Source organism: Rhodoblastus sp. (assembly GCF_041915505.1).
Classification (GTDB): Bacteria; Pseudomonadota; Alphaproteobacteria; order Rhizobiales; family Beijerinckiaceae; genus Rhodoblastus.
Window position 1 is genome coordinate 1 of record NZ_JAYSBG010000172.1, and the last position, 7,258, is coordinate 7,258.

Sequence of the window (7,258 nt, forward strand, 5' to 3'; positions counted from 1 at the left end):
ATCTCTCGACCTGTTGAAAGACTGCGTGGATTGCTTCGCCATAGCCCGTCGAAAGACGGGCGTCTTCCGACGCCCTATGGCTCACAATGACGCGGCACGGAACATCTCTCCAGCTCCGCTCACCTTGTCTCTCTCATTTGAGGAGAGCCGACCCCAGCAAAGCCAAAGCGATCATCTGCGCGACGCAGGCGCCGCGGTAGAGCGTCAGCGCGCGGCGGATGTCCGACGCGTCGAGTTCGGCGCGCCCGTCGCCCATGAACACATCTTCCACCATCACGCCGTCATAAACGCGCGGCCCGGCCAGCTTGAAGCCGAGCGCGCCGGCCATGGCCGCTTCCGGCCAGCCGGCATTGGGCGAGCGATGTTTTCCCGCGTCGCGTCGCGCCGCCGCCCAGGCGCCGCGCCATTCCGCGCCCGGGGTGAACGCGGCGGCGAGCAGGATCCACAAAGCCGCCAGCCGCGACGCCGGCAGGTTGATGAGGTCGTCGAACCGCGCCGCCGCCCAGCCGAACTGGAGATAACGCTCGCTTTTATGGCCGATCATCGAATCGGCCGTATTGGCCGCCTTGTAGAGCGCGCCGCCCGGCAGACCGAGCGCGGTGATCCAGAAGGCGGGCGCGACGACGCCGTCGGAAAAATTCTCCGCCAGACTTTCCACCGCCGCGCGCGAAACCCCGGCGACGTCGAGCGCGGACACGTCGCGCCCGACGATCATCGCCACTTTTTCGCGGCCCGCCTCCAGCCCCCCGCGCTCCAATGCCTCGGCCACCGCCGCGACATGGTCGTAAAGGCTGCGCTGGGCGACCAGCGACGAGGCGAGCAGCGCGAGCAGGAGGAAGCCGAACAGATTTCGCGGCGCCCAATCGGTCAAAAGGCCGGCGATTTCGCCGACAACCGCCAGCACGACGACCAGAGCGAACACGCCCGAAACCTTGCGGCGAGCATCCGGCGCCTCGGGCCGGTTGAGCATTTGCTCCAGCCGCGCGATAAGGGCGCCGATCCAGCTCACTGGATGGCGCACGGCGGCATAGACCGGCGCGGGATAGCCGATGGCGGCTTCGATGAGCAAGGCGACCAGAGCGAGCGCGAGGGTGAAGGCGGAAAACATGGATGAGGCGGCGAATCTTTCCGACGGAAGCGCCCTAGCCTATCACGGCGGCGGGCTCGCCGCCGCGCGCCGTCTCTTTCCGGCGGCGCCCGAGCCCTGGCTCGATCTCTCGACCGGAATCAACGTGGCGCCTTTTGCTTTCCCGGCGCCCAGCCCCGACGCTTTTACGCGCTTGCCCGAGGCGGAGTCCATCGCGGCGCTGGAAGCCGCCGCCGCCGGTCATTTCGGCCTTGGCGGCGGCGCGGACCTTGTCGCCGCGCCGGGCACGCAGGCGCTGATCCAGTTCCTGCCGCGCCTGCTCCCCGCGAAAAAGGTAGCCGTGCTCGACTTCACCTATGCCGAACATGGCCGGGTCTGGGCCGCGAGCGGCGCGGAGGTCGTGACCTGCGCGACGCTCGGCGATCTCGTGGGCGCCGATGTCGCGGTCGTCGTCAATCCCAACAATCCCGACGGCCGCCTCTGCGCCGTGCGCGGCCTGCGCGACCTCGCCAAGAAGATGAGCGCGCACGGCAAAAATCTGGTTGTGGACGAGGCCTTCATCGATTTTCTGCCCGGCGAAAACAGCCTCGCTCCGCTGCTGCCTTTGCCCGGCGCGCTGGTTCTGCGCTCCTTCGGCAAGACCTTTGGGCTGGCGGGGCTGCGGCTCGGCTTCGCGCTCGGCGAGCGGGACGTGATCGCGCGGCTGCGCGCCGCGCTCGGCCCCTGGGCGGTCAGCGGCGCGGCGGTCGAGATCGGAATCGCCGCTTTTCGCGACCGGACCTGGCTCACGGACAGCGCGGCCCGGCTCGCGCGCGATTGCGCCCGCCTCGACGGCCTGTTGCGCGACGCAGGCTTCGAAATTGTGGGTGGAACGCCTTTGTTCCGCCTCGCGCGTCACGACGACGCGCAGGCCATTTTCCGGCGCCTGTGCGCGGTCGGCGTGCTGACCCGCCCCTTCGCGCCGCGGCCGGACTGGCTGCGCTTCGGCGTCCCCAGTGGGGACGCAGCGTTCGCGCGACTGTCGGCGGCTCTGAACGTTTAGGCGGACTTCACGCGATCGGCGGCGACCAGCGACTGCAGAATCTGGCTGGCGATGTCGCCGACCGCGCCGGGCGCATGCGAGAGGAACAGGGTGTTGGTGTTGTCCTGTTCGCCGATCGACTTCAGCGTGTCGAAATATTGCGTCACCAGCACGAGCTGCATGACCTCCTTGGCGCTGGCGTCGCCCAAAGTCTGCTGGAACTGCTCGATCGAGGCGCGCAGACCGTCGATGATCGCCTTGCGCTGATTGGCGATGCCCTGGCCCTGCAGGGCCTTGCTCTCGGCTTCCGCCTCGGCCTTCTTGACGACCAGGATCTTCTCGGCCTCGCCGCGCGCATTGGCCGCGACCTGTTCGCGCTGGGCGGCGTTGATGTCGTTCATCGCCGATTTGACCTTGGCGTCAGGAATGATGTCGGTCACCAGCACATTGACGATCTCATAGCCGAAACCGGCCATGTCAATGTCGAGCTCGCGCTTGACCGCGGCCGCTATGCTCGACTGGCTGGCAAAAACCTCGTCCAGCATCATGCCGGGCACATGGCCGAGCACGACCTGTTCGACATAGGCCTTGATCTGCGCCTCCGGGTCGGACAAGGCGTAATAAGCCTCGAACACCTTCTCCGGCCGCACGCGGGTCTGGACCGAAACCGGAATGGTGACGAAGACATTGTCCTTGGTCTTGGTCTCCATGGTCAACGCGAGCTGGTTGATCCGCAGGCTCATGCGGCCGTCAACCTTGTCGATATAGGGGACCTTCCAGTTGAGGCCGGCTTGGGCGATGCGAAGATAGCGGCCGAAGCGGGTGATCACGGCGACCTGCGCGGTCTGGACGGTGAAAAAGCTGCCGATGACCGTCGCCAGAATGAAAAAAGCGACGATGAAACCAAAAGAAGACAATAAAATATCCATAGCGCGCCAGCTTTCCTGAAACGGGCCCGCATCAAGGCGAAGCCATCGCTATCAAGCCATTGCGCCGTGAAAGTTACAAGACGAGCGGCTGGCAACGCCCGCGCGCGTTGCAAATGGGCTTAACCGAAGGCAAATCTCCACCGCATTAGACAAAAGCCTAATGTCACGATGCCCCATTTAGGGGACGTCAACAGAGCCGGCGTGACGAAAATAAAAACGTGGCCGGGAAATTTTCCTGACCACGATTTCGATAGCTAGCCATTTAAAAGCTCCGGGTTTCCCAGTCGGAGCGCGCCGGGCAGGAAAGTCGGCCTCACCCGGCGATCCTGCCCGCTTTCGTCAGATGGAGGCGATCGCCTCCAGCTTTCCCCGGCCGCGCAAGGCCTGCATCTTGTTCAGCGCGGCGACATAGGCGCGCGCCGAGGCGACCAACGTGTCCGGGTCGGCGCCCCGGCCCGAAACCACATGGCCCTCCTCCGACAGCCGCACCGAAACCTCCGCTTGAGCGTCGGTGCCTTCGGTCACGGCGTGGACCTGGAACAATTCCAGCTTCGCCTCATGCGGCGCCAAGGCTCGGATGGCGTTGAAGATCGCGTCCACCGGCCCGTTGCCGGTCGCCTGATGGGTCTTCTGCTCGCCATCGATTTCCAGCGTCAGAGCGGCCGATTGCGGGCCCTTGGTGCCGGCCATCACGCTCAGCGCGACGACCTTGATCCGCTCGTGCGAGCTGACGATCTCGTCGTCGACCAGAGCGACGATGTCCTCGTCATAAACGATCTTCTTGCGGTCGGCCAAATCCTTGAAGCGCGCGAAGGCGACTTCCAGCTCGTTGTCGCCCAAGGCATAGCCCAACTCCTTCAGCTTTTCCTTGAAGGCGTGGCGGCCGGAATGCTTGCCCATGACCAGATTGGTCTTCTGCACGCCAACCGAATCCGGCGTCATGATCTCATAGGTATGGGCGTTCTTCAGCATGCCGTCCTGGTGGATGCCGCTTTCATGGGCGAAGGCGTTCCGCCCGACGATGGCCTTGTTATATTGCACCGGGAACGATGTCACCGCCGACACCAGTTTTGACGCGCGGGTCAGCAGCTTGGTGTCGATATTGTTGACGAAGGGCAAAGCGTCGGCGCGGGTGCGGATCGCCATCACGATCTCTTCCAAAGCCGCATTGCCGGCGCGCTCGCCAATGCCATTGACGGTGCATTCGATCTGACGCGCCCCGCCCTGCACACCGGCGATGGAATTGGCGACCGCCATGCCCAGATCATTGTGGCAATGAACCGAGAAGATCGCCTTGTCGGCATTGGGCACGCGCGTGCGCAACATCTGGAAGATCGCGCGATATTCGTCCGGCGTGGTATAGCCGACCGTATCGGGAATATTGATCGTGGTCGCGCCGGCGTTGATCGCAGTTTCGACCGCGCGGCACAGGAAATCATGCTCGGTGCGGGTGCCGTCTTCCGCCGACCATTCGACGAATTCGACATGATTGCGCGCGCGCGCCACCGAGGACGCGATCAGCTCCAGCACCCTTTCCGGGGCCATCTGCAATTTATATTGCATATGGACCGGCGAGGTGGAGATGAAGGTGTGGATGCGCGGGATGCGCGCATGACGCACGGCTTCGGCGCAGCGGTCGATGTCCTTGGCCGAGGCGCGCGACAACCCGCAGACCGAGGCGTTCTTCACCCGGCGGGCGATTTCCGAGACGGATTCGAAATCGCCCTGCGAGGCGATCGGGAAGCCCGCCTCCATCACGTCGACGCCCAAGGTGTCCAGAATGTCGGCGACTTCCAGCTTCTCCTCGAAGGTCATCGAGGCGCCGGGGCATTGCTCGCCGTCGCGCAAGGTGGTGTCGAAAATGTAGACGCGCTCTTTTTCGGAAGCGGGCTGGGCGGAGTGATTTTGCTCGGTCATGTCGAAAATCCTGGCGAATGGCGCCCCTCTGGCGCTTCGCGGGTCCGGCTGCGACGATTGGGCAGGCTGGCGGACGTGCGAAGCCGGGGCCGGAAATGGCTGCGGCGAAACTCCCCTGAGCGCCCAGGCATAGCCCGGCCGGCCCTCAGGGGTTGCTAAGGAGCAGAAGGTCGGCGAGCGCGCGCGCGGACGCGGCCTGGCGATAAACGCCGGCTATCATCGTCTGCATCGGATCGGTCTCAAAAGACACGGGCGGCTCGAAAATGCGCTGCGAACAGCATGGAGCCTTGCTCATAACCCGAATGGGCGGGCGAATGCAAGAGCCGCGCGGCCAACGGATGGGGGAAAGCGCAATCCGCCGCGCGCTTAACCCGCCAGATGCGTCGCCAGAATATTGGCGCCCAGGCCGATGAGCCCGAGCCCGCCGAGCAATTCGGCCCATTTGCCGGTGCGGTCGCCGACGATTCCGCCGAGGCGCAGGCCGATCAGCGTCATGGCGAAGGTCACCACGCCAATCGTCAGCAGCGTCAGCGGAATGTTGTTGCTGAACAGCGCGAGGGTGACGCCGACCGCCGTGGCGTCGACGCTCGTTCCCAGCGCCGTCGCGAAGACGGCGGCGACGCTGGGCGCGGCGGCCAGTTCGTCCGCACGCTCGCCGTCGAAACTCGCCCAAATCATCCGCGCGCCGAGAAAGCCGAGGATGGTGAAGGCGATCCAATGGTCATAGCCCTCGATGACGCCCGCGAATTGCAATCCCAGAAGATAGCCGACCAAAGGCGCTAAAGCTTCGAGCAGGCCGAAACTCGCGGCGATAAGCGCCGTCTTGCCGAGCGGCATATTGGGGAAACGAGCGCCCTTCGCGACCGAAGCCGCGAAAGCATCGGTCGAAAGACTGAAAGCGAGCAGGACGGTTTGCAGCATGGGGCCCCGAGACGTTGCGGAACAGCCCGGACGGGCTGCCCACACTGGTCTCGCCAAGGCCTTCCGGCCCGCGCCGCCAGGGCTTTCGCCCAGCATGTTGACGGCGCTCCGCGCTCAAGCCGCGGCAGCTACTCCCCAATGGATGCGCTTGAATAAGCGAAGATTTTTTGCAGCACAAGCGGAAACAGCCGCGTCGATGCGTCTCACTCCACGGTCACGCACGTTATTCGACCGTCACGCTCTTGGCCAGATTGCGCGGCTGGTCGACGTCCTTGCCCATGAACACCGCCGTGTAATAGGCCAGCATCTGGATCGGCGCGGCATAGACGATGGCCGCGAAATCCGGCGCCATATCGGCCATGCGGATGTCGCCCGCCAAGGTCACCGCCGCCTCCTCGATGGCGTGCGAATCTCCGACCAGGATGATTTTTCCGCCGCGCGCGGCCACTTCCTGCAGGTTGGAAACCGTCTTTTCCAGCACCGCATCGGTCGGCGCGATCACGATCACCGGTAATTGCTCGTCGATCAGCGCGATGGGGCCGTGTTTCAGCTCGCCGGCGGCATAGCCCTCGGCGTGGATATAGGAAATTTCCTTCAGCTTCAGCGCGCCTTCCAGCGCCAAAGGATAGGACGGCCCGCGCCCGAGATAGAGCACGTCGGTCGCCTTGCCGAGGTGATGCGCCAAGGCCTCGATGCCCGGCTCCAGCTTCATCGCCTCGGCCAGCAGGCCGGGAACCACCATCAATTCGTTGACGAGGCGCTTCTCCTCCTCCGCGCTCAACACGCCGCGCGCGCGGCCAAGCGCCACGGCCAGAGCGGCGAGCACGGTAAGCTGGCAGGTAAAAGCCTTGGTCGAAGCCACGCCGATTTCCGGTCCCGCCAGAGTCGGCGCGGCGACGTCGCTCTCGCGGGCGATGGTCGAGGTCGGCACGTTGACCACGCCGATGATCTTCTGGCCATGGCTCTTGGCGTAGCGCAGGCTGGCGAGCGAATCCGCCGTCTCGCCGGATTGCGACACCACGATCATCAGCCCCTGCTCGGGCAAAGGCGCCTCGCGATAGCGGAATTCCGACGCCACATCGATTTCCACGCGCAGGCGCGCGAAACGCTCGAACCAATATTTGGCGACCAACCCAGCATAATAAGCCGTGCCGCAGGCGGTGAGCGTGATGCCCGTCAGTCCCTTCGGGTCGAACGGCAATTCGAACGGCAGCCGGACGGCGCCGGCCGAAAAATCGATGTAATGGGCCAGCGTGCGGGCGACCACTTCCGGCTGCTCGTGGATTTCCTTGGCCATGAAATGACGGTAATTGCCCTTGTCGACCAGAAAGGCCGAGGCTTGCGTCTTCAATTTCGGGCGCTCGACCGGCTCATTGGCCTCGT

6 protein-coding genes are annotated in these 7,258 nt (G+C 64.7%); 1 reads left to right on the plus strand and 5 read right to left on the minus strand.

Features of this window, described 5'->3' with window-relative positions; genetic code table 11:
* Nucleotides 1-133: 133 nt before the first annotated feature.
* Nucleotides 134-1,108, minus strand: coding sequence for an adenosylcobinamide-phosphate synthase CbiB (cbiB, locus tag ACE3S9_RS11745; RefSeq protein WP_374546646.1), 975 nt, complete (start codon nt 1,106-1,108; stop codon nt 134-136).
* On the opposite strand from cbiB, the gene cobD reads away from it, so the two are divergent.
* A complete protein-coding gene (cobD, locus tag ACE3S9_RS11750) occupies nt 1,107-2,129 on the plus strand; it encodes a threonine-phosphate decarboxylase CobD (protein WP_374546647.1) in 1,023 nt (340 codons plus the stop codon). The two genes, cbiB and cobD, sit on opposite strands and share 2 nt — an antisense overlap.
* Here the strand turns inward: cobD and ACE3S9_RS11755 are convergent.
* From ACE3S9_RS11755 to glmS, 4 genes are all read right to left on the minus strand, one after another.
* Nucleotides 2,126-3,025, minus strand: a complete 900-nt coding sequence (locus ACE3S9_RS11755; protein WP_374546648.1) for an SPFH domain-containing protein — start codon at nt 3,023-3,025, stop codon at nt 2,126-2,128. The genes cobD and ACE3S9_RS11755 overlap by 4 nt on opposite strands.
* Nucleotides 3,026-3,376: 351 nt before the next feature.
* The gene (locus tag ACE3S9_RS11760) at nt 3,377-4,954 is read right to left on the minus strand and encodes a 2-isopropylmalate synthase (protein WP_374546649.1); all 1,578 of its coding nucleotides are present in this window, start codon (nt 4,952-4,954) and stop codon (nt 3,377-3,379) included.
* Nucleotides 4,955-5,320: 366 nt separating this feature from the next.
* A complete protein-coding gene (locus ACE3S9_RS11765) occupies nt 5,321-5,875 on the minus strand; it encodes a manganese efflux pump MntP family protein (RefSeq protein WP_374546650.1) in 555 nt (184 codons plus the stop codon).
* A 223-nt stretch (nt 5,876-6,098) separates the two neighbouring features.
* The coding region (gene glmS / locus ACE3S9_RS11770) for a glutamine--fructose-6-phosphate transaminase (isomerizing) (protein WP_374546651.1) at nt 6,099-7,258 on the minus strand (1,160 nt) is incomplete at its 5' end.

What these genes read in the sequence shown, in the direction of transcription:
- cobD (WP_374546647.1), top strand. Translation starts at nt 1,107, where the DNA reads ATGGATGAGGCGGCGAATCTTTCCGACGGAAGCGCCCTAGCCTATCAC.
- cbiB (WP_374546646.1), bottom strand. Translation starts at nt 1,108, where the DNA reads ATGTTTTCCGCCTTCACCCTCGCGCTCGCTCTGGTCGCCTTGCTCATC.
- ACE3S9_RS11765 (WP_374546650.1), bottom strand. Translation starts at nt 5,875, where the DNA reads ATGCTGCAAACCGTCCTGCTCGCTTTCAGTCTTTCGACCGATGCTTTC.
- ACE3S9_RS11760 (WP_374546649.1), bottom strand. Translation starts at nt 4,954, where the DNA reads ATGACCGAGCAAAATCACTCCGCCCAGCCCGCTTCCGAAAAAGAGCGC.